Origin of the sequence: Paraeggerthella hominis (assembly GCF_021044775.1) — a bacterium.
GTDB classification, from domain to species: domain Bacteria; phylum Actinomycetota; class Coriobacteriia; order Coriobacteriales; family Eggerthellaceae; genus Paraeggerthella; species Paraeggerthella hominis.
On sequence record NZ_JAJNOQ010000004.1, the window covers coordinates 121,542 to 143,106 of the forward strand.

Here is a 21,565-nt window from a genome sequence, read left to right on the forward strand (position 1 = left end):
TCCTACTCGACACCGAACAGCGCATCGAAAAACGGCGAGTACCAGGTATCGGGAGCCTCGATGCTGCCGGGGGTTATGTTGGCGCGAAACGTGCTGGCGTCCTCTTTCTCGATTTCAAGACCGCGCACGGTAGCCGTTTCTTCGCCATCTTTCACCCATCCGAACTGCTCATGAGCGCGCGCCTCCACGCCCGAATCGGTCTGAAGGGACGACACGTCGCTTTGCAGGGCCTCGTTGCGCTCTTCGAGGGCAGCATACTCCGCCTGCAAGCGATCGTTTTCACGAACCGCGTGATAGTACTGCTGGGCGGCCGGATACAGGAACACGCACGAAAGAGCCAAGCACGCGGCAACCGCGGCCGTGGCTATGAACTTCGGAGACGATTTCAACGCCGCAACGGAACCGAACGAGAAGCCGCGCTTCTTGGACGCACGGGGGCTCGACTCGTTCTGCATGCGCGCAGCCTGCCGATGCTTCGCGCCCATCTCGCCTTTGTACACGGCAGCGCGAGAGCCCGATGCTTCCCCGTCCGCCCCCTGACGCGCGTCCCCGAACTGCTTGGCGAACGCCCGACCCGCCTTGTCCTTGGCGCGCTTCTTCTTGAAAGCGGCCATCCGGGACACGCGTTCGCCGCCGCGGTTCTCGGCGCGATCGCCATCGTCTCGATCCGCTTCGTCGCCGCGGCGCGAAACCGGACGATCCGCCGCTGCCGAACGGCTCGAAGCGCCGAACGGATCGTCGGACAAGCGCGCATGGCGGCCGACCGAAGCCGGGCGAGACGGCTCGACGCGCACGGCATCCCTTCCGCTGCGCGCGGAAGCGCGGGGCTGCTCGAAACGAGAAGACGCAACGACCCGCACCGTCGACGCCGAAGCGCGCGACGAAGAGCCGCGGGCGGAAGCCTGCCGAAACGGCGATTCGAAGGTGGAAAGATCATCGGAGAACCGAGGGGGCATCGATGGCACGACCCTCGATGAGCGGTATGCGCCCACGTCGCGTTTTGCCTCGTCGAACGAGAGAATATTCGCCTGCCTTGACACCTGGATTGCGCCCCTTTTGCATCGTGTTTCGTTGAATGGTTTGTTTAATGCGAGAGCTGCTGCAAGGATACCACACCGCAACCCGAGCTGCCACCGAAGGCAACGGCTCGAAACGGCCTGTCTCCAATTTGTTGAACGCCTTGATAGCCGCGAAAAAAGGGCCGCGCGAACGCGGCCCGAACACCCTTACAAATCGAGTTTCTTAATATAAGAACTCCATTTTTTGTACGAATCGTCGCTGATAGCATGCTCCATGAGGCACGCCTCCTTCTCGGCTTGCTCGTCCGGCACTCCGAGAGCCTTGGTCAAGAACGTAAACAGCATGTGATGCCGATCGAGCACCGACACGCCGTATTCGTACCCCTCGTCGGTCAACGTGATATCCCCGTAGTAAGGCTGCTCGGCCAGGCCCTTTTCCTTGAGCAGCGAAACGGCTTTATTCACCGAAGCCTTGGAAACGCCAAGCTTCGTCGCAATATCAACCGACCTCACGGACGCTTCCGTCGTACCCCCCAGCATGACGATCGCCTCAAGGTAGTCTTCGTGCGACATGGACATCTTTTCCACTGAATCCTCCTTCGATCACCGTGCTATGGTACCACACGGCATCGCAAGAGCAGGGGAAGCCCGAACAGAATGGAAGCAGTACGAGGAGAGTGCCGGCGAGGGAAGAGGGGGAAGATCCCTCGCCGGCTGCTGTGTGGTGGACGACCAGACGAGGGAGTCTCCACCACCGGGTCAGCAAAAAGAGGAGGTGTCCTTCAGGTTTGCTTTCGCGTCCCTGTTGACATTTGTTAGTATAGGTTAACTTTGATCTGCACGTCAACTACCTTTGAGGAAAGTTTGCTTTGGCATACAATTCCTCCATATATCGCGAACCCGGGGCAATCCCCTTCGATGCTCGCTCAGCGACGGGCGTCCGCCGCCTTCTTCATATCGGCCATCATCTGGTCGACGGCTCCGCAGCCGGCGCAGCCTCCGCAACCTCCCGAGCACGATCCTCCGTGGGCGTCGTCGCCCTTGTGGCAATCGCACATGCCGTTGCGCCACATGCGGCGCACGGCCAGAAACGCCAACGCCGCAACCAGCAGCCCCACGATCACCGTAGCGGGGGTGAATTCCAAACCGAACATGTCCAGCTCCTTTCCAATACGCTGCAAATGCGGGCGGGCGGCGCCCCGTCTTGGCGCGCCGCCCAACCCCTTCAGCAAGATTCTCGTTCGCGATCCAGCTTCACGAGCCTACGCAGCGCCGCCTTCGGCCTTCAAGCCCTCGACAGCGTTTTTCTTCTTGTACGACGGCATGGGGCGAAACATCTGGAACAACATGCCGCCCAGAATCACGATGGCCACAACCGTCCACACGTTGAACTCCACCTCGCCGGACAACAAGCCGCCGAACTGGTAGAACATAAGCCCCACGCACCATGCGAACACGGTCATGTACCCGATGGCGAACCATGTCCACTTCGCGCTTTCCATCTGGCGGCGAATAGTGCCGATAGCAGCGAAGCACGGCGCGCACAGCAGGTTGAAGGCGCAGAAGGCCAAGATCGCCGGAACGGAACCCGCCATCATGCCGGCGAACGCGGCCCACATGGTGGGGTCGGCCTCGCCCGCATCGCCCAAGCTGGTGATGATGCCAACGGTGGCCACGACGTTCTCCTTCGCCACCAATCCGGTGACGGACGTGACCGTAGCCTGCCAGTCGCCGAAGCCAAGCGGCGCGAACACCCAGCCGATCGCATTGCCCAAGCCAGCCATAAGGCTTTGCTGGATGTAGCCTTCGGCCTCGGAATCAAGCAAGCCGAAGCCCGCGCCCGTGTCGCCAAAGTTCATGAGGAACCAGATGACGATGGTGGACAGGAAGATGATGGTACCGGCCTTCACGATGTAGCTTCGAATGCGCTCCCACGTAGCCAGCAAAATGGACTTCACCGTAGGCAGGTGATAGGACGGCAGTTCCATGACGAACGGGGACACCTCGCCCGCGAACATGCGGGTCTTTTTCAACATGATGCCGGAAATGATGATGGCGATGACGCCCAAGAAGTAGAACAACGGCGCGACCCACCAGGTTTCCGCGGTATTGCCGCCCGCAATGGCGCCGAACACCAGCGCGATGATGGGCATTTTCGCGCCGCAGGGAATCATGGTGGTCGTCATGATGGTCATGCGGCGATCCCGCTCGTTCTCGATGGTCTTCGTGGCCATGACGGCGGGCACGCCGCAACCGGAAGCCACCAACATGGGGATAAAGCTCTTGCCCGACAGGCCGAACCGGCGGAAGATGCGGTCCATGATGAAGGCGACGCGCGCCAAATACCCGCAGCCCTCCAAGAACGCGAGCAGCAAGAACAAGATGATCATCTGCGGAACGAACCCGATAACGGCTCCCACGCCCGCGACGATGCCGTCCATGATAAGGCTTTGGAGCCACGGGGCGACGTCGGCCGATTCAAGGGCGTCTCCCAGCACCGTGCCCAAGCCGGGAATCCACAGGCCAAACTCGGAGGGATCGGGCTCCTCCTCTTTAAGGGACGCGATTTCCTCTTCGCTGGCCCCGGCCTCCTCGGCCTCGGCCACGCTCTCTTCCCAGGCGCCGACGGCTTCTTCGTACTGCTCGTTGCCGGTGTAGAGCCATCCGTCGCCGGAAATGCCGTCGTTCGCCCAGTCGGTAACGACGCCCGTTCCCACGGAAATGGCCAGATAGTACACAAGCGCCATGATCACCACGAAGATGGGCAGGCCCAGCCAGCGGTTGGTCACCACGCGGTCGATCTTCTGCGTCGAGGTCATGCCCTTGCTCGAGCGCTTCACCGTGTCGGCAACCACCTGCGTGACGGCATCGTAGCGTTCGGTTGTGATAATGCTCTCGGCGTCGTCGTCAAGCGCGTCTTCGACCTCTTTGCGCAAGGCATCGATGGCGCTGAGATCTTTTGCGGGAAGGTCCAAGCTGGCAACGGTCATGTCCTCGCCCTCGAACAGCTTGATGGCGAACCAGCGCGCCGTAGCGGGAGAAACGCGCCTGCCCAGAATGCCCTCAATCTTGACAACGGCGTCTTCCACGACCGCATCGAAAGGCAGCCGAGGCTTCGGAGCCGCGCCTTCCTTCGCCGCTTTCACGGCGGCGTCCAAAAGCTGCTCCATGCCATGGCCCTTGAGCGCCGAAGTCTCGATGACCGGGCAGCCCAGCCGCGCGGACAAGCCGGGGACGTCGATCTTGTCGCCGTTTTTCTTCACCAGGTCCATCATGTTGAGCGCAACGACCACCGGCACGCCCAGATCGAGGATTTGCGTGGTCAGGTACAGGTTGCGCTCGAGGTTCGTAGCGTCAACCAAGTTGATGACGGCGTCCGGCCCGCCCTTCAGCAGGTAGTCGCGCGTCACGATCTCTTCAGGAGAGTACGGGGACAACGAGTACACGCCCGGAAGGTCCGTGATGACGATGTCTTTGTTGCGGGTGTACTTGCCCTCTTTCTTTTCGACGGTCACGCCCGGCCAGTTGCCAACGTATTGGCTTGCACCGGTCAGGTCGTTGAACATCGTGGTCTTGCCGCAGTTAGGGTTTCCGGCAAGCGCTATTCGAATTGTCATTGTCTGCCTTTCCAGCAAGTTAACTTCTGCTAACTCATTCCCAAAAAAGAAGCGCTTTCGCGCCGATCCTCGTCATCTGACGCATGCTTCGCGCACGCGCGAGAGCGTCAGCCGACGAGGATGCTTTCCGCTTCGCTTTTGCGCAGCGACAGCTCGTAGCCGCGCACCGTGACCTCAAGCGGATCGCCAAGCGGCGCAACCTTGCGAACGAACACGTCCGTGCCCTTCGTGATGCCCATGTCCATGATGTGGCGCTTAAGGGCGCCCTCCCCCGTTAGACGGCGGACGGTAGCCACCTCCCCAATTGCCACGTCGCGCAGCGTTCTGTTCTGACCTTCAGTCATGCACGTTCTCCTTCCTTAACTCTATTTCCGCTTTGCTCGCCCGACAGAAACGCCCCGCGCGCGGCACCTTGGTCGCTGATTGCGAAACCGTTCGGCACGGCGTGGGGCGAAGCACGCACGAAAGCGCACGGTGAAAAACCGTGCTTCCGCGCAGAAGCCGCTTTTTAAGCTGCAGTGATGATGCGCGACGCCACCTGCTGGCTCAACGCAACTTGGGAACCCTTGATCTCCACGATCAAGTCGCCAGCCGCATGCGCGACGACCTGCACTTGGACGCCCTCGACGAATCCCAGGGTTTCCAGATGATGGCGCAGCTCGCCTTTGCCTCGCACCTTCGCGATCACGGCCACCTCCCCGCTTCTCAAAAACGATAGCGGCATTTGATGAACCGTCGCGCTCGGCACCGAGGCTTGAGAAATAGCTCCCTGCGTGCTGGCAGCCACTGCGTTGTCCATGTCGACTCCCATCGAGTTAGCTTTGTATAACACAAAGTATCTTATAGCAAACATTTTGCAAATGGAAGCCATAGTTAACATTTTCTACAGACGGACGCGAAGGCGGGACCGCAAGCCGATTGCGGTTTCGGAGCGAACGATGGGCGCGGCCTTCGGCGAAGAGCGTAATTCCCTTGCCGATTCTCCTGCTTGCCGACGAGGGCCGCATAGTATACTGAAAATGGATAATGAACTGCAGGACTTCGGGCAGAAAGCGCAGAACATGGCTGAAAACCTCTATATCGATACGCGCGGGCGGACCGAACGCCCGGTTACGTTCACGGAAGCCGTCGTCGACGGTCTGGCCGCAGGCGGCGGGCTGTACGTTCCCCAGAGCATTCCGCAGCTTTCCCTTGAGGACATAACCGCGTTGGCCCAGATGCCGTACGCGCAGCGCGCATCCTACGTTTACCGCGCCTTCGACGTTGACCTGCCGGCCGAAACCGTAGACGCGCTTATGGCTCAGGCTTACGGCGACAACTTCGATAGCCAGGCCGTCTGCCCTATTTCGTCGCTCAACGCGAACACGCACGTGCTGGAGCTGTGGCACGGCCCCACGAGCGCGTTCAAGGACATGGCGCTGCAGTGCCTGCCGCGGTTCTTCTCCGCCAGCGCCAGCCAGCTGCGCGACCAGGGAAAACTTGACCACGAATTCCTCATTCTGGTAGCCACCTCCGGCGACACGGGCAAAGCGGCGCTCGAAGGGTTCCGCGACCAGGACGGCGTGTCCATTGCCGTCATGTACCCCGACGGAGGCGTGAGCGACATCCAGTTCAAGCAGATGGCCACGCAGCAGGGCCGCAACGTGCAGGTATGGGGCGTGCGCGGGAACTTCGACGACTGCCAAACGGGCGCGAAGAACGTGTTCAACGACGACGCGTTCGCGCAGAAGCTGCTTGACAAGCAGGGCGTGGCGCTTTCCAGCGCGAACTCCATCAACTGGGGACGACTGCTGCCGCAGGTGGTGTACTACGTATCGGCCTACGCGCAGCTGGTGGCGGATGGCAAGCTGGGCGCCGGCGACGAGCTGGACGTATGCGTTCCCACCGGCAACTTCGGCAACATCCTGGCCGCGTACTACGCCAAGCGCATGGGCGTGCCCCTTGGCATGCTCCTGTGTGCCAGCAACGAGAACCGCGTGCTGACGGACTTCATCAACACGGGCACGTACGATATTTCCGATCGCGACTTTGTGCTGACGCCGTCGCCGTCCATGGACATTCTGGTATCGTCGAACCTGGAGCGCCAGCTGTTCGAGCTGACCGACCGCAATGCCGAGGCCATCGCCGGCTGGATGGCCGACCTGCGCGAACAGGGCCGCTTCCGCATTGACGAGAGCACGTTCGCCCGCGTGCGCGAGACGTTCGCATCCGACTCCATCGACAACGCCGCGTGCCTGGCAACCATCAAGGCCGTGCTGGACGAGCACGATTACCTGCTGGACCCGCATACGGCCGTAGCCTACCAGGTGGCCGAGAACCTGCGCGGGCAGAACCCGGTGCTCATTGCCAGCACCGCCCATTGGGCGAAATTCGGCGACAACGTGTACCGCGCCCTGCACGACATCGAACCGGGCGCGCCGCTGCCGGACGACGTAGCTGCCCTTACCGGGTGCGCGCTCAACGAGCTGATCGCGCGCGAAACGGGCAAGCACGACATCCCTCGCGGGCTTGCCGAGCTGGACGAGCTGCCCATTCGCTTCACCGACGTGATCGACGCGGGAACCGGCGACATCGAAACCGCAGCGCTGCGGTTCCTTGACAACCTGAGCAAACGATAGACGAACCGGCCACGAGCGCCGTACGAGAAAAGGACGAGACCATGAGCGAGCTTGCGAACCTGAAGCCGACCATTCGACTTTCCATCATGAACCCCGACTCCGACAGCGGATCGCTGTTCGGGCGGGGCATCGCCAGCCTGTGCTTGGGCGTACGAGAAACGGGATCGCTCAACGCAGCCGCGAAGAGCATGGGCATGGCGTACAGCAAGGCTTGGCGCATCATCAAAGACACCGAGTCGGCGCTGGACATGCAGCTGCTGCATCGCGACGGGGCGCACGGCAGCAGCCTGACCGATTCGTGCAACAAGCTGCTTGACGCGTACCTGTCCATCGAGGAGAAGCTTCAAGAAGAAGCCGAGAAAGCGTTCGCCGACATTTTGGTGTAGCGCCGGGGCGCGAAGACTCATGCGCCCCGATAGTACCAAACGGCAAGCTGGGTGCGGTTCTTGCATCCCAGCTTCTGCAGGATCGTGCTGATGTGATTGCGCACGGTTCCGTCGCTCAAGTACAGCTGCGCGGCGATTTCCTTGTTGTCGAGGCCTTCGGCCACCAGCGACACGACGGCCTGCTCGCGTTCGGTGAGCAGGCCGTCGCTTTGAGCACCGCGTTGGCCCGTCGAAGCAGCGTGGCTTCCCATGAGCTTGCCCACGCGGCCCACCACCTCCTCCCCCAGCACGTTCTGGCCGGACATAACGCTGCGCAGCGCCGGCGCAATGGTGGCAACCTCCTGCTTGATCAGGTAGCCGCGCGCGCCCAGGCGGAGTGCGCGAACGATGTACTCGTCATCGGAGAACGTGGTCAGAAACACGATGCGCGCAGAGGGACGGGCGGTCAAGATGCGCTCGGCCGCGGCCAAGCCGTCCATGCCCGGCATCTGGATATCCATGAGCAGCACGTCGGGCTCGTGCGCATCGTAGAGCCGTACCGCATCTTCCCCGTTTTCGCCGCAGGCGACCACGTCCACGTCGGGCTCGGCCGACAGAATGGTTGCAAGAGACGCGGCAACGAACGCATCGTCGTCCACGACGACCACGCGAATGGACCGTCCATTTGCCTTGGAACCGTCGATCATACCCGCTCCTCCCCCGCGCCTTTCGGCACGGACGCGAACACCTTGCATCCCTTTTCGAACGACACGCGGAACACGCCGCCCAGCGCACGGGCCCGATCTTCCATCGTGGTCAGGCCGATGCCGCGCCCGTCTTCGCCCATCGCGGGCGGACGCGTGCCGTCGTCATGCACGACAAGCCGATAGAATCCCGGATGCTCCACCACCGAAACCTCTACCGTGCCGGCGTTGCTATGACGCACCGCGTTGGAAAGCGCCTCGCGCACAATGGCGATGAAGCCGTAGCCGACCTCCGCAGGCACGTGGTCCGCCCGAAACTCAACGCGAACCGGCAGCGCGCACGCCTCGGCCGCAGCGCGCACCTGCGTTTCCAGGTCGAACGCGTCGTCGTGCAGGTCATGGACGCTCGCACGCACGGTGCCCATGGCCTCGTGCAGCGTCTCGCCCACCTGGGCAAGCTCCGAGCGCACGCGCTCGTCGTCTCGATGGACCACCTGCAGCGCCTCGGTTTGCATGATGGCGCGCGTCAGAAGATGACCCACGTTGTCGTGTATCTCGCGAGCGATGCGGCCGCGCTCGGCCAGCGTGGCCAAACGGACCTCGAGGTCTTGCCGCTCGCGCAGCTGGGCGTTTTTCTCCTCGAGCGCCAACGTCCCTTCCCGCAGGTCATCGCGCAAATGACGGGCCTCTTCCTTCTCGCGCAAGCTGACGGCGGTGCGACGTGCGAGCGCGTAGGCGAGCACGCATCCGAACAGCATGACAACGGCCGCAAGCGACTCCATGCGCAGAACGCACACGAACGCGGGAAGCAGCCATCCAAACCGAAGAACCCGGCAGGAGCCGCGCGCCAGATCGTACACCGCAAGCGGCAGAAACGTGCCGAGCACCGGATCGACCAGGCACGCGAGCGCATAAGAGCACGGCAGCCACCGCGCCCAACGACGCGGAAGCACCTCTGCAAGCGCCGAGAACAGCACTGCGATCAGCATCGCGGCCACGTACGCGCCGCTCCACGCGACAACGGCCACGCCCAACGCCGTGCAGGCAAGCACGGCAACCTTGTCGACGATTCTCTCCATGCGCCCATGGTAGCAGGTCAACGCAAGCTTTGCGGAAAAGGCATGGGCGCGCCGACGCTTTCGTGACAGATGTCATGGCCTTGCGGCCAAGGGGATGACCGCGCTCACTGGCGAACTCCGGTCAAACGGGCGATTATGGTGACAACGCTTGCAGGCTTGCGGAAAAACGCGCCGCGAAGCGTCCGAGAAAGGAACCCCATGGACATCATAGCCGTCGACAACCTGGTCAAACGCTACGGCAGCGCCATCGCGCTCGACCATTTCAGCCTGCATATCGCACCCGGCGAGATATTCGGGCTGCTCGGTCCGAACGGATCGGGCAAGACCACCGCCATCAACTGCATCTTGCAGCTGCTCACCTTCGACAAGGGAACCATCAACCTGTTCGGAGAGCCCATGGCGCCGACGCGCTACGACCTGAAGCGGCGCATCGGCGTGGTTCCGCAAAACGTCGCGGTGTTCGAGGAGATGACGGTGCGCGAGAACATCGACTACTTCTGCTCGCTGTACGTGTCCGACCGGCTGCGCCGGCGCGCGCTCGTAGACGAAGCGATCGCGTTCGTGGGCCTAGAGGAGTTCGTCAAGCACCGCCCCCGCAAGCTGTCGGGCGGCCTTTTGCGACGCCTGAACATCGCCTGCGGCATCGCGCACAAGCCCGAGCTCATCTTCTTCGACGAACCCACCGTGGCCGTGGACCCGCAAAGCCGCAACTCCATTCTGGAAGGCATCAAGCGCCTGAACGCCGAAGGCTCCACCGTGGTGTACACGAGCCACTACATGGAAGAGGTGGAGGATATATGCAGCCGCATCATGATCATGGATCGCGGCCGCACGATAGCCGCGGGAACGAACGACGAGCTCAAAGCCATGATAAGAACCGGAGAACGCATCCGCATCGAGCTGGACGAAGCTCCCGAAGCGCTTGTGGCCGACGTGCGGGAGCTGCCGCACGTACTGCGCGCATCGTTCGACGGCGAGGCGCTGGAAGCCGTTTGCGACAACGGCACGCACAACGTGGCCGACGTGCTGGACGTGCTGAAATCCCACGGCGCGGCCCCCGGTCGCATTTGGGCGGAACCGCCCACCCTCAACGATGTGTTCCTGGAGATCACCGGGACCGAACTGCGGGATTCCTAGGAGAGGCCATGTGGACCACGTTCAAATACACCGCGAAGATGCTCACGCGAACACCGTCGTTGTTCGTCTGGGCCTTCGCCTTCCCCATTTTGCTTTCGACGCTGTTCATGTTCATGTTCTCAGGGCTTGACGCACAGGAGTCGATCAGTCCCGTGCCGAGCGTCGTGGTTGCGGACGCCGCGTATGAAGGCTCTGCGTTTGCGCAGATGATCGACCAGCTGAGCACCGGCAACGACCGACTATTGGACGTTCGGCAGGTGGCAAGCGAGGACGCTGCGCGCGACTTGGTCCGAAGCGGCGAGGTGGCCGGAGGGTTCTCCGTCGACGACGAGGGCAATCCCGTGCTCATCGCGGCAGCGGGAACGCAAAGCCTTAACAGCAGCCTGAGCCGCATCAATGCCACCATCCTGCAGACCATCGCCGATTCCTACGCGCAGAACGCGGAGCTTTTGACGCAGATCGCCCGCACCAACCCGCTTGCGCTGGCCGACGCCGACGCCGTGCGGCAGGCCCTCGACACCCCGGCGGCAACCGAACAGGTATCGCTCACGCACAGCTCGCCTTCCCAAAGCGTTCGGTTCTACTACGCGCTTTTAGGCATGGCGGCCCTGTTCACCAGCCAGGTTTCCATGTTCGCCCTATGCCAGATGCAACCCAATCTCTCGATTTTGGGAGCGCGACGCACGGTAGGCGCGATCAGCCGCACGAAAGCGCTGGCAGCCACGTTGGCGGCAAGCTGGTCGCTGGCCCTTGCATGCCTTTTGGCAGCGTTCGCCTACATTCGCTTCGTCGTAGGGGTGGACTTCGGAGGAAGAGAAGGGCTGTGCATGGTGGGACTGGCGGCCGCCGCGCTGCTGGCCACGGCGCTCGGCACCCTTATCGGCGCGCTGCCGAAAATGAGCCTTCCCGCGAAATCGGGCATCCTGACGGGCGCGACTTGCTTCCTGTCGCTGTTCGCGGGCCTGTACGGCGAACCGTGCATGCAGCTTGCCGACAGCATCGCCCGCGCATTTCCGATAACCGCCACGTTGAACCCCGCAAAGCTAACGACCGATCTGTTCTACAGCCTGTACTACTACGACGCGCTGGGGCCGTTCTTCGAGAAGATGCTCGTTCTGCTTGCATTCGGCGCGGTCCTGTTCGCTCTGTCCGCTCTTTTCATTAGGAGGCAACGCTATGAGCATCTTTAAGGCAGCCCTTCGCGTTGCACTCAGCCACCCTGTGTACCTGCTGGTGTACGCCGTATGGCTGAGTGCCATGGGCGTGTTCGTCACCAGCGGCGTTGCCGCGGACACCGGTCAAGACGAATTCGAAAGCTACACGGCCAATATCGCCGTGATCGACCGGGACGGGTCGGACCTGTCGCGCGGCCTGGAAGATCACCTTGCCGAACGGGCGACGCTGGTCGAAGTGGAGGACAACACGCTCGCTTTGCAAGACGCCGTAGCAACGGGCCTGGTCGAATGCTTGTTCATTGTTCCCGACGGCTTCGGGGAAGCGTACGTGAACGCAGCCAGGACGGGCGGAGACGCACCCGTTGTGGAATCGGTTTACAGCTACCAGTCGATGTCAGGATCGCTGTTCGATCAAGATGTCAATCGGTACCTTTCCCTGGTGGCCGCCGCTGCCGCTCTTGACGAAGCAGCCGAAGCAGACAGCTTGGTGAAGCAGGCGAACGAGGCGGCCGCGCATACGGCGAGCGTGGACGCCGTCACCTCGGCAGACGCCGCAGCCCCTACCGATCAGCTGGCGTTCTACCTGCAATGGAGCACGTACACGCTCACGGTGGCCATCATCGTATGCGTAAGCCTGCTTATGGACTCGTTCAACCGCACCGACGTATCCCGGCGCAACGTCTCGTCGCCGGTTAGCCCGCTTTCGTACGGGCTGCAGATGACCTTGGGCTGCCTGTCCGTAACTTTGATGATAGGAGGGTTCAGCATCGGCTTGGGCATCGCGGTGTTCGGATCGTCGCTAGGAAGCGTGCCGCCCGCTGGAATAGCCTTGATGCTGGGCGCTTCGCTGGCGTTCTCGCTTGTTCCGTTGGGCATCGGGTTCTTGCTCGGACAGATAGGAACGAGCGAGCCCATCGCAAACGCAGCGGGCAACGTGCTGGGCTTGCTCATGGCGTTTTTGGGCGGTGCATGGGTCAGCCTGGATTTGCTCGCCCCCGAAGTGCAAGTGGCCGCGTACTTCACGCCTGCGTCCTGGTTCAACGACGCCGTGAGCCGAGCGCTTCGCCTTGACGCCGTGTCCTGGGATGCGATCAGCCCCATTCTGGGCGATATCGGTATCGTGCTGCTGTTCGCCTCCGTTTTGATCGCGTCCGGCCTGGTTGCCGGAAAGCTGCGAGCGTCAAGCTCGAGGGCCGGCGGCAACGCGGCGGCCGCGCGAGCGTAAGGGAAGCCGCCGGGGGGCCGACGCAGCACCGTCGGCCCCCTCTAAAAAGCAACCCCGCAGGAGCCCCTCTACCACACGGCCTCTACGACACGGCTACGCCGTCGTAGAGGGGAATGCGCCAGTTGAGGTACGCAATCGTGTTGCACGTGAGCACCACGGTGCGCGCAGGCAGCCCTTCGGCTGCGGCCGTAGCGTAGGCGCCCGGCTCGCACGACGCTTCGCGCAGGCGATCGCGATCTTCGAACCACACGGAAGGCCCGCGGTCGAACGTGATCCGATCGCCGTAGAAAAGCGTTTCGCCCGGCGGCAGAAGCGCGTCCCGATCAAGCAGCGAGCCTGCATCTTTATCGGCGTAGAGCGTGCGGTCGGCGAACAGCGCCGTACTGCGATCGGTTTGCGCATAGCTCACGGAAACCTTGTTGCGGCCGTACAAGCGAAGGCCTTCGCTTGGCAGCGGGGATCCTTCCGCGTAGCGCTTCGTGCACGAAGCGTCCACGAACCACCCCTCGAACCCCGCGCAATCCTGCTTGACGGCCGCTGCGGCAGCCTCTGTGCTCGTTCGGTACGCCACTCCCGCGGGCAGCAGGTCCCCGAACCCCGAAAGAACCTGTCCATCCGCATAGTACGTCACCTCGGCGAGCACTTGCCAACGCGCGTAGCACGTCGTATCGGCCGCTATCGAAATCGACGCGCCGGCACTGCCCACGAAGTCGCCTCCCGACGCAGCCGAGTACCAGCCTTCGAACACGTGCCCGGGCTTTTCCCCGGGATCAGGAAGAACAACGGCGCCGGGACGCCATTGGGCGTACAGCGTTGCCTTTCCCTTCGTGGATCGCATGTTCTTGACCAGGGAGCCGTCGCCGTAGGACTCGCCCGAGCCGTCAGGACGCGCGTTCCACGACGCCCACGGCCAAACGCATGCCAGCGAGGCGACGCCCATCGACCCGCCTTGCGCGTCGCACGTCAACCGGTACGAGCGCTCGTACCCGTTCATCGTCAAGGCTTTGGGAGCGTCGTACACGTGCACGGAATCGCTCGTCGATCCCCCGGTCGCGCCGTTTCCTTCGTACGAGACAACGTAGGATACAGGCTTCCACTGGGCATACAGCGTGATGGTGTTCGAACCGCTCGGCGAAGGACGCCCCGCGCTCGGATCGCGCCAGAAGTCAGAGGGCCCGTTGTTCCATCCGTGCGGCACAAGGCTTTCCACCTGAAGGTTCCAATCCTGATAGCCAATCTTCTGACCAGGACGAACGTTCACAGGGCCCTGTCTTTCGGTCGACCATCCCTCGAACGTATACCCCACGCGAACGGGCAGCTTCGAAGACACCGCGCCAACGCTGCCGATGTACTTGTACTGGGAGCCGGGCGCGCCCGAGCCGCCGTTCGCATCGTAGCGGATGCTGACGCGCGGCCAGAAGTCGACGCTGCCGTAATTGCGCAGGCCCGTCCCCTCGGTATCGCCCACCCCGGCAATCGTGCTGTGAATGTAGATATGGTTGTGCATGAGCTCGTCCAGGCCGCCGTGGCTCGAAAGGACGGTGCCGCCCCATCCGTACCCGTACGTAGCGATGCAGCCGAACCCCGTGCCGTTCTTGCTGCCGGTCAAATCCCCGGTGCCCATGTTCGCGCCGCCCCTAGACCAGCTTCCGTTGCCCGCCGTGTACCAGACAAGGTCGTCCTGCCCGCCGGCGTCTCCCCAAATCGCGAACTGGTAGGCCACCACGTAAGCGTTCGTCCCGCCCGGAAGCTCCCAGTTCGGCATGCCCGGTCTGGGGCCGTTCGGATCCGAGCCGATCAGCTCAAGATAGCCCGAAGGGCTCGCGGATATCCAAGCACGATTGTAGATGCTGGTCGTGTCGGAATGCAGGTACTCGTATCCGAACGCCTCACGCGGGAGGCACGCTGCGAACCCAACCGCCAGCAAAAGCACCGAGAGCAGCAGCGAAACGGCTTTCGCGTAAACTCTGCGCATACCCTACCCCCTTCCTTCGTCGCGCTTCGCTCTTGCCTGCGCAAGCGCTTTTTCGGCATCGTTTTGATCGCGAAAGCTCGACCTTGCGATTTCGGACAGATCTTGATCGGGCAACGCGGCTGATTCGATATCCCGGTAAGCAACGGCCGCCCGAGCAGGCGAACCCGACTCACCGAATCGGATCGGGACCGGATCCCCCGCAGCGCGCATCGACCCGTCCTCCACCATAATCACGGGCAGTTGCAGCGACAGCTCGTAAAATCCTTCGGGAACGTCGACGACGCACGTGCCCGGCCCTTCGAACAGCATCTGCTTGTCGATTTTTTCGCCGTCGACCGAGAACCCCGAGACGAAAGCCCCTAAAGCAACGTTGCCGATCGACCATCCTTCGCAGGAAACCGTCGCCTCGAGACACCGAAGAGGAGCGGGCGCTTCGGCTTGCCCCTCGCGTTCGAAGCCGGCCGCAAACCCACCGAGCGCAAAGGCGGCCCAGGCCGCAACCGCAGCCCCGAGCACGGCGGTGGCAATCGGGACGGGCCTTCGCGAAGCCGACTTGATCGCACGTCGAACCCTGCTCGCAAACGAACGCGACCCGCATTTCCCATACTGCATACCCGTCCTCCCTACGCCATCGTGTCGTTCAAGAACTCCAGCAAGCTGACCACGGTTGGCACCACCACCAACGCAACCGTCGGCGGCAGAAAGCACATCGACAGCACGATGTCGAGCTTCGTCGGCATCGTGCGAATGCGCTCGAGCACGTCAGCCTGCGCCGTTTCACGCGCCACGGCCGCCTGGGACGCAAGCCCTTCGGCAATGGACGACCCTTGGGTGATGGCCTGCGTCACGTGCGCCGCGAACGCGGATACGTCTTGGCTGCGGCAACGCGCTGCAAGATGCTCAAGTGCAGCCTCGCGCGAGTGACCCAGAAAGTTCACCTCCTGGTCAACAATGAAAAGTTCCTCGGAAATAGGCCCGCTCAGGCTTTCCGCAACCTCCCTGAAGCACTGCTCGACCGGGGATCCGGCGGCAAGCGCCACGCTTAAAAGCTCCATGGCTTCGGGCAGGGCGGCCTCGATGTCACGACGCCGACTTTTTTCCTTGCTTGAAACGATCAGAGCGGGGAGCATCCATCCCGCAACAACCCCTATGCAAAAGGCAAGCATCCGCACGGCAGCGTGCGCACCGGGTGCAAACGCTGCCGCAAGCGTCGCCAAAAGACCCGCCGCAACAGCACAGACAACACGCAGGCTACGCCAGGTTTCCGGTTCAAGGCGAACGCCCGCCCGCGCCAAACGGTCGCGACGCACATCGATATCCGCGCGGGCAACCGGAGCCAAGCGGTCAAGGCCGCAGGACAAAGCGGACAGCGCCTCGCGCGCGCAGCGACGTAAAGCTCCTTCGGCGCGGGCAGGTTCAACCGCGCGCACGCGTCGCGCCGGCACGGCGAAGCCGCGCGGTTGCGGCGCGCATGAACGAACCAAGATCTCGTACGATGCAAGCCCGAGCAACGCCCCCAACATAAGCAGCGATCCCATAACCACAACGTCCAACACGATCGCCCCCTTTCAAACGAATGAGAATCCCAAAATTCGCCCTCGGACCCGTCACCGACCACTATTCGATACGCTCGTTATGCGCCGACACGCCAGCAAGCCGCCGACCTCGCACAACGCAGCCACCCCCGCCACCGCCCACCCGAGCGGCTCCTCTGCGTAAAAGCGCGCGAAATCAGGATTGGCGACGAACATGAGCAGAAAGATGGCCGGCATGGCCGCCGCAACAAACCACTTCGCCAACCGCGTGCCCGCGAGCTCCGTACGCAGTTCGCGGCTCATCTTCAAGCGCACGTTCGCGTGCGCAGCGATCATGTCGAGCACAGGAGCGATCGCCCCTCCGAAACGTTGCTGCACGCGAACGGCGGCGGCCAACGCCTGCACGTCAGGGCTGGCCGTCCTGCGAGCCATCTCCTCAAGCGACACGTTCAACGACGTCCCGTATGCAGCGTCGGCAAGCACGCGGGTAAGTTCCTCGCGAAGCGGGTCGTCCACATGCGCCGCAACCGCGCGTATCGCGCGCTCAAGCGTTAGCGAGCTGCGGACGCCGCCCGCAATCTGAGGCAAGGCCCGACAGAATTGCCTGTCCAGAAGCGCGCTCCTGCGTGCTCGCAGCACGCCCACCCGCAGCCAAATCGCAGCGGCCGCCGCACCGCCCGTGAAAAAGCCAACGGGACAGCTTCCCGAAAGCGCCGCCGCCAAGCACCCTGCAAGGAACACCGCGCACAGAGCCTGCGCAACCCACATCGAGGGAACGGTTTCGATACCCGCCTCGTGCAGCATCGTCGCAAGCGGGCTGCGCGAAACCTTTGCGCGTGCAGCCGCAGCAGCCTTCCCGGCTGCGTACAGCTCGGTTTCGCCCAAGCTGCGCGATCGCAGCTCGGCGCGTTGCCGTCGATACGAGGAGAACGCGATCAACGACAAGGCAGAGCAAGCGCATAGCAAAACCGCCGGTAGTGCGAGACCAATCATGAAAGCCCCCTGTCACGCCGAGAAGAACCACGCAGGGTCGTACCACGCCCCCGCCGTTCGCATACGCTCCTTGATGCGCTGCGGCTGCACGCCCCGCGCACGCCATGCCCCCGCAATCGCGCCCGCCGCATCAACGCCTTCCACCTCGAACGAGAACAGCTCGGAACGCAGTATCACCGAACTTCCCTCGGGCAAAGAATCCACTGCGACGATGCTTGTCACCTTCCTCCTGCCATCGCGCAAGCGCTCGACATGCACGATCAAGCCGCCTTGCAAAGATTCGGCGATCTGCTGAACGATGACCTCGCGGCTCAAATCCCCGTCGGCGTACCCGACCATGGTTCGCAAGCGGCTGATAGCGTTCGCCGGGTCGTTCGCATGCACGGTGGTCATGGACCCGGGATGGTCCGTCTGCATAGCCTGCAGCATGTCGTACGCCTCGGCCCCACGGCATTCGCCGATGACGATGCGATCAGGACGACGTCGCAAAGCAAGCGTCACCAGATCGCGCATGCTCACCGCGCCCTCGCCCTCCGCGTTCGCCTCGCGCGTCTGCATGCGCTCCACATGAGGCGACAGTAACCTCAGCTCCGGGGTGTCCTCTATGGTGATAACGCGCTCGTCAGGCGGAATGAACCCCGAAAGCGCGCCGAGCAAAGTGGTCTTGCCCGACCCCGTCCCCCCTGATATGACCATGGGGCAGCGAGATTGCACCGCCGAGCACAAGAACTCGGCCATGACCTCCGAAAGGGTCCCGACGCTGATCAAATCGCCGATCCCCAGCGCATCGGCCGAGAACGTTCTCACGTTGAGCGCCGGCCCGTCCGGCGCCACGGGAGGAACCACGTAGGTTGCGCGGGCACGGCCTCCCGGCAGCATAGCGCATCCCATGGCATGGGATTCGTCGCAGCGCATGCCCGCCTGCTCGGCAATCCTGTTGATGATGCGCCGAACGTGCTGCGCGTCGTCGAACACCACGTCGGGCCTGCGCTCGATCATCCCAGCCCGCTCGACGTACACCACGGGGTCCCGAAAAGGCAGCGCGGGATCGGACGCGTCGACGCCCCCTCCGTTCACCATGATCTCGGTGATGGAGGCATCTTCGAGAAGCGGCTGCAGCGGCCCGTAATGGAGGAAGTCGTCTATCATGGCCTGCGCAAGCGCTTCGGATTCCAAAGGTGACAGGAAAAGCCCCCAATCCCGAGCAGCCGCGCCCACCGCGCTCCTGATCAAAGATTCGACCGCCGCCTCGTCGAACTGCCCGCCTCGCAGCTGAAGGGCCACCTCGTCGCGCACGGCGCCCTTCAGCGAACGCTCGATCGCCCTATCCACGATCATCGCCTCCAAGCAGGGCGTCTTCCGAGGAAATCATCACCAAACTCACCCGCCCGGCGTACTGGGCCTCGCGAATCGCATCGGCCTCCTCGGGCTTCACCTCCACCGTAACCGAAGCGTACGAGCCGTCGCTGGACGCGGCGGCGTCGCCTACCGCAAGCACCCGCGCCTGCGCGCACAACGTGGAAAGAACGGAGGCTCCCGAAGAAGAGCCTTCGGCTGAAACCACGCGCACCGTGTCATGCACGCCGATACGACCGGCAAGGCCCGTTTCCGCATCCACCCCCACGGTAACCGCTTCCATCCCGGCATGAAGGCGAGCCGACAAGCGACCGCCATCGGCGGAACCTGCGACGAACGAAGGCAGCACCTGCGTTCCAGCAGCCATGTCCACGAGCGCGCATCTGCCCTCGAAACCCTCCTGGCCCATCTGCGCAAGCCCGATAGCCTCGGACGCGCGATACGCGGCGGGTATGTCCTTCTCCACGAACGACTCCGACGTCAGCACGTCGCCCGCGCGAATGTCGGTGGCGGCCACTAACACGGGGGCCGCTCCGGCCGTCGCCTCCTCGACCGCCGATGCCGAAGCCGCCCGCGCCCACAAACCGTAGACGATCGCTGCAAACGACACGGCGACCGACACGGCGACCAGCGCGGCAAGCATCCGCACGCGCCGGTACGTTCGCTGCGAACCATCCGGCAACCGAGCGCCGGAAGGGCGAGGCTCGACCGAAGGGGAATCCGGCGCCTGCGCAACCGGCCCGCCTCGATCGAAGCCTCCGTATCGGGACGTCCGTGCAGACGCGCCGTCCGCTTGCGCATCGGCAGCCTTCGACGCTCGCTGCGCGAACCCTCCTTTTCGAGTCGAGGGTCGCAAACCGTCCATCGTCATTTCAACGCTCCTTCCCTTTACGCGGCCTGCCGCTCCGGCAGCGCCGAACGCAACGCCTCCACCAAGGGAGCGGGATACTCCTCCAACGACCCCATGGGAACGAACGAAACGCCGTTCGATCCCGCATCCGCCCCGTACCTGCCGCACCGTCGTTCATCCGGCCGCCATGCGCGCTCGCTCGCGTAGGGCACGGCCACCATCACCTTATGCGAGGCGACGGGCAGGCTCGGCACCCCGAAGCCGCGCGCGAACACCGTAGGAGCATCCTCTTCAAGCTGAACCCCTATCCCCCAAAGCCGTTCGGACGACGGCAGCAAGGATTCCGCCGCCTCGTAGAACCACACCGTTGCAGAACCGGCGAACCCTTCCTCCCGGGCCGTGCGAACAACAAGCTCGGCAACCTCCCGTCCCGGATCCTCGACGTTTTTTGCGTACAAGGCGAACGTCGGATCCATACAGGCCGAGCGAACCGCATCCAGCGCGTTCTCCTGCCTTGCTTTCGCGGAGTACGCAATCCCCTGGTCGATAGCGAACGACGAGACCGAGAAAAGGAAGAACAGCGCGATCACCGCAAGGGGCAGCATGTTCGCCGCCTCGTTGCAGCGCAACCGGCGGCTCACGACGCCCTCCCCAGTTGGATCTCGACCGCGCAGCTTTCGACGTAGCGGCAATCGACTTGGCGAGCGAACGAGCGACCGCTCAAGCCGGGCACATCCAGGATCGAGGGAACGTCGTAGCGCACCTCATAGGAAAGAGACGTCACCTTCGAGCGGCGATCGACAGGCTCGCCGGAAGCCGAGAAGCCCGCCGCCTCAACCTCCTCGGAGCGGGATAGGACCCGATCGACGCTCAAGTTCTCAGGATTCAACTGCGTAGCCGAGCCCAAGATGCCCGCCTTGACGAAAGCTTCTTTGTCGGCGGCATGCCGCAGCCCGGCCACGTCGAGCTGACGGCACGCCCGAACGATATCGGACGACAGCTGGGTTGCCGCAAGCATCATGCCGCCCACCTGCATGGTCGAGAACACCACCAGCAGCAGCAACGGCGCCGCAATCGCGAACTGCACCGTCTCGCTCCCTCTATCCGAGCGAACCATCAAGACCCCCTTCCCTACCCTTCGGCGACAGCTCCGGCCGAACGGGATTCGTACGAAAACCGCCCCTCGGCATTGCCCGCTACCGCAGCCAACGCATTTCCTATCGGCGTGAGATACCGCCCTTCAAGGCGCACGGCAACCTCGACGGGTTGGCGCAGAAGCCGCACCGGACGCGTCTCGAACGACTCGCCCGCATCCACGTAAACGTGATGATCGTAAGAGACGACCTCTTCGGCTTCGTATTCCACGACAACGCGCATGGCAAGCCCTTCGGCGCCCAAGGCGGGCGCGGCCCTGAGCGCCGCATCGTACGCAATCGGCGTCGCACCTCCGGCAGGCGCCGTCGAGACAGCCGCGCATGCCGCATGAGCCGCATCGTCCACTGCAACCCGCAAGAACACCGCGCGCCCGACATCGAGAATCCCGCACAGGAACACCAACAGGATCGGAAGCGACACCACGAACGCGACGACGCTTCCTCCCTGTTCGGCGCATGCCTGCGCGCGGCTTTTGCGCAGCGGAACGCACAGGCCGCAAAACCTCACGCCGCGCCCGAAGTGACCTTCGAGAACATATCGGTCACCGACGTGCCCGCCTTGGTGATGGCGCTTTGGATGTTGCCCTGCAGCAGAATCAACGCCGCGCCCAAGCCGACCGCGAACCCCAGCACGATGACCGTTTGAACGATTTCCGAACCGCCGTCTTCCTCCCCGCGAACCAAAAGCGCCTTGACCTTGCTCTGCTTCGACCATACGTTCTCCTGCTTTTCCATAACTCCTCCTTGATTCGGCTTCGCCAAC

23 protein-coding genes are annotated in these 21,565 nt (G+C 63.1%); 5 read left to right on the forward strand and 18 right to left on the reverse strand.

Features of this window, described 5'->3' with window-relative positions:
* Positions 1–2 precede the first annotated feature (2 nt).
* The 6 genes from LQE90_RS05990 to LQE90_RS06015 all read right to left on the reverse strand — a co-directional run bounded on the left by LQE90_RS05990 (position 3) and on the right by LQE90_RS06015 (position 5,435).
* A complete protein-coding gene (locus LQE90_RS05990) occupies positions 3–956 on the reverse strand; it encodes an FtsB family cell division protein (protein ID WP_216528776.1) in 954 nt (317 codons plus the stop codon).
* Positions 957–1,226: 270 nt separating this feature from the next.
* Positions 1,227–1,607 (reverse strand): metal-dependent transcriptional regulator, encoded by a 381-nt coding sequence (locus LQE90_RS05995; RefSeq protein ID WP_114566254.1) that lies wholly within the window; start codon positions 1,605–1,607, stop codon positions 1,227–1,229.
* A 338-nt stretch (positions 1,608–1,945) separates the two neighbouring features.
* Complete coding sequence (locus LQE90_RS06000; RefSeq protein ID WP_114566253.1) at positions 1,946–2,173, reverse strand: hypothetical protein; 228 nt, start codon at positions 2,171–2,173, stop codon at positions 1,946–1,948.
* A gap of 108 nt (positions 2,174–2,281) precedes the next feature.
* The gene (gene feoB, locus LQE90_RS06005; protein WP_114566252.1) at positions 2,282–4,636 is read right to left on the reverse strand and encodes a ferrous iron transporter B; all 2,355 of its coding nucleotides are present in this window, start codon (positions 4,634–4,636) and stop codon (positions 2,282–2,284) included.
* Positions 4,637–4,743: 107 nt separating this feature from the next.
* Positions 4,744–4,980: a FeoA family protein gene (locus tag LQE90_RS06010; protein ID WP_114566251.1), complete on the reverse strand. Its 237-nt coding sequence runs from the start codon at positions 4,978–4,980 to the stop codon at positions 4,744–4,746.
* A 164-nt stretch (positions 4,981–5,144) separates the two neighbouring features.
* The gene (locus tag LQE90_RS06015; protein WP_225749863.1) at positions 5,145–5,435 is read right to left on the reverse strand and encodes a FeoA family protein; all 291 of its coding nucleotides are present in this window, start codon (positions 5,433–5,435) and stop codon (positions 5,145–5,147) included.
* A 220-nt stretch (positions 5,436–5,655) separates the two neighbouring features.
* Here LQE90_RS06015 and thrC point away from each other — a divergent pair, with 220 nt between their 5' ends.
* Positions 5,656–7,254, forward strand: a complete 1,599-nt coding sequence (gene thrC / locus LQE90_RS06020) for a threonine synthase (RefSeq protein WP_231088224.1) — start codon at positions 5,656–5,658, stop codon at positions 7,252–7,254.
* A 41-nt stretch (positions 7,255–7,295) separates the two neighbouring features.
* Positions 7,296–7,640 (forward strand): winged helix-turn-helix domain-containing protein, encoded by a 345-nt coding sequence (locus LQE90_RS06025; RefSeq protein WP_114566249.1) that lies wholly within the window; start codon positions 7,296–7,298, stop codon positions 7,638–7,640.
* A gap of 17 nt (positions 7,641–7,657) precedes the next feature.
* On the opposite strand, the gene LQE90_RS06030 is transcribed toward LQE90_RS06025, so the two are convergent.
* Together LQE90_RS06030 and LQE90_RS06035 are read right to left on the reverse strand one after the other, a co-directional pair.
* Entirely contained in the window at positions 7,658–8,326 is a 669-nt protein-coding gene (locus tag LQE90_RS06030; RefSeq protein WP_114566248.1) for a response regulator, read from the reverse strand.
* Positions 8,323–9,402, reverse strand: coding sequence for a sensor histidine kinase (locus LQE90_RS06035; RefSeq protein ID WP_216528775.1), 1,080 nt, complete (start codon positions 9,400–9,402; stop codon positions 8,323–8,325). The genes LQE90_RS06030 and LQE90_RS06035 overlap by 4 nt, the downstream gene beginning before the upstream one ends.
* Before the next feature lie 198 nt (positions 9,403–9,600).
* On the opposite strand from LQE90_RS06035, the gene LQE90_RS06040 reads away from it, so the two are divergent.
* From LQE90_RS06040 to LQE90_RS06050, 3 genes are read left to right on the forward strand one after another with little or no spacing between them, the layout of a single operon-like run.
* A complete protein-coding gene (locus tag LQE90_RS06040; RefSeq protein WP_114566246.1) occupies positions 9,601–10,539 on the forward strand; it encodes an ABC transporter ATP-binding protein in 939 nt (312 codons plus the stop codon).
* An 8-nt stretch (positions 10,540–10,547) separates the two neighbouring features.
* On the forward strand, positions 10,548–11,729 hold the full coding sequence (locus LQE90_RS06045) for an ABC transporter permease (RefSeq protein WP_216528774.1): 1,182 nt from the start codon (positions 10,548–10,550) through the stop codon (positions 11,727–11,729).
* Positions 11,716–12,939 carry an ABC transporter permease gene (locus LQE90_RS06050; protein WP_216528773.1) on the forward strand — a complete coding sequence of 408 codons (1,224 nt, stop codon included), beginning with the start codon at positions 11,716–11,718 and terminating at the stop codon, positions 12,937–12,939. The genes LQE90_RS06045 and LQE90_RS06050 overlap by 14 nt, the downstream gene beginning before the upstream one ends.
* An 82-nt stretch (positions 12,940–13,021) precedes the next feature.
* On the opposite strand, the gene LQE90_RS06055 is transcribed toward LQE90_RS06050, so the two are convergent.
* Genes LQE90_RS06055 through LQE90_RS06100 form a run of 10 tightly spaced genes read right to left on the reverse strand, consistent with a single transcriptional unit; the run spans position 13,022 to position 21,537 of the window.
* A complete protein-coding gene (locus tag LQE90_RS06055) occupies positions 13,022–14,914 on the reverse strand; it encodes an InlB B-repeat-containing protein (RefSeq protein ID WP_216528772.1) in 1,893 nt (630 codons plus the stop codon).
* Between the two features lie 3 nt (positions 14,915–14,917).
* On the reverse strand, positions 14,918–15,526 hold the full coding sequence (locus LQE90_RS06060; protein ID WP_216528771.1) for a hypothetical protein: 609 nt from the start codon (positions 15,524–15,526) through the stop codon (positions 14,918–14,920).
* Between the two features lie 11 nt (positions 15,527–15,537).
* Positions 15,538–16,470: a type II secretion system F family protein gene (locus tag LQE90_RS06065; protein WP_231088225.1), complete on the reverse strand. Its 933-nt coding sequence runs from the start codon at positions 16,468–16,470 to the stop codon at positions 15,538–15,540.
* A gap of 51 nt (positions 16,471–16,521) precedes the next feature.
* Complete coding sequence (locus LQE90_RS06070; RefSeq protein ID WP_216528770.1) at positions 16,522–17,442, reverse strand: type II secretion system F family protein; 921 nt, start codon at positions 17,440–17,442, stop codon at positions 16,522–16,524.
* Between the two features lie 12 nt (positions 17,443–17,454).
* Positions 17,455–18,774, reverse strand: a complete 1,320-nt coding sequence (locus LQE90_RS06075; protein ID WP_216528769.1) for a TadA family conjugal transfer-associated ATPase — start codon at positions 18,772–18,774, stop codon at positions 17,455–17,457.
* On the reverse strand, positions 18,767–19,669 hold the full coding sequence (gene cpaB / locus LQE90_RS06080; protein ID WP_216528768.1) for a Flp pilus assembly protein CpaB: 903 nt from the start codon (positions 19,667–19,669) through the stop codon (positions 18,767–18,769). The genes LQE90_RS06075 and cpaB overlap by 8 nt, the downstream gene beginning before the upstream one ends.
* Positions 19,670–19,686: 17 nt before the next feature.
* A complete protein-coding gene (locus LQE90_RS06085; protein ID WP_216528767.1) occupies positions 19,687–20,289 on the reverse strand; it encodes a hypothetical protein in 603 nt (200 codons plus the stop codon).
* Complete coding sequence (locus LQE90_RS06090; protein WP_216528766.1) at positions 20,286–20,765, reverse strand: TadE/TadG family type IV pilus assembly protein; 480 nt, start codon at positions 20,763–20,765, stop codon at positions 20,286–20,288. Before LQE90_RS06090 ends, LQE90_RS06085 begins: the two co-directional genes overlap by 4 nt.
* 14 nt (positions 20,766–20,779) lie before the next feature.
* Positions 20,780–21,310, reverse strand: a complete 531-nt coding sequence (locus LQE90_RS06095) for a TadE/TadG family type IV pilus assembly protein (protein WP_216528765.1) — start codon at positions 21,308–21,310, stop codon at positions 20,780–20,782.
* The gene (locus tag LQE90_RS06100; protein WP_114566236.1) at positions 21,307–21,537 is read right to left on the reverse strand and encodes a hypothetical protein; all 231 of its coding nucleotides are present in this window, start codon (positions 21,535–21,537) and stop codon (positions 21,307–21,309) included. Before LQE90_RS06100 ends, LQE90_RS06095 begins: the two co-directional genes overlap by 4 nt.
* Positions 21,538–21,565: the final 28 nt, after the last annotated feature.